1 protein-coding gene is annotated in these 573 nt (G+C 46.9%); it reads left to right on the forward strand.

Annotated elements, in window-relative coordinates; all coding sequences use genetic code 11:
* Positions 1 to 573: HYR domain-containing protein (locus C245_RS23510; RefSeq protein WP_035747261.1), on the forward strand; the 573-nt coding region annotated here is incomplete at both ends.

The raw sequence follows: 573 nt of genomic DNA on the forward strand, positions 1-573 counted from the left end.
TGTAACGGTTACTAACGACGCACCATCAAGCTTCCCAATCGGAACCACTACGGTAACGTGGACGGCTACTGATGCTGCAGGTAATACTCAGACTTGTACGCAAACGGTAACAGTAAACGATACTCAAAAACCAACAATCACTTGTCCTTCAAATGTTACTGCTGTAGCCGATGCTAATTTATGTACAGCGACCGGCGTTGTTTTAGGAACACCAACGACAAGCGATAACTGCTCAGGAACAGTAACGGTAACTAACGACGCGCCATCAAGCTTCCCAATCGGAACCACTACGGTAACGTGGACAGCTACTGATGCTGCCGGAAATACTCAGACTTGTACGCAAACCGTAACAGTAAACGATACGCAGAAACCAAGAATCACTTGTCCTGCGAATGTTACTGCTGTAGCCGATGCTAATTTATGTACAGCGACCGGCGTTGTTTTAGGAACACCAACGACAAGCGATAACTGCTCAGGAACAGTAACGGTAACTAACAATGCACCATCAAGCTTCCCAATCGGAACCACTACGGTAACGTGGACAGCTACTGATGCTGCAGGTAATACTCAGAC

Origin of the sequence: Flavobacterium sp. WG21 (assembly GCF_000335775.1) — a bacterium.
GTDB classification, from domain to species: Bacteria; Bacteroidota; Bacteroidia; order Flavobacteriales; family Flavobacteriaceae; genus Flavobacterium; species Flavobacterium tructae.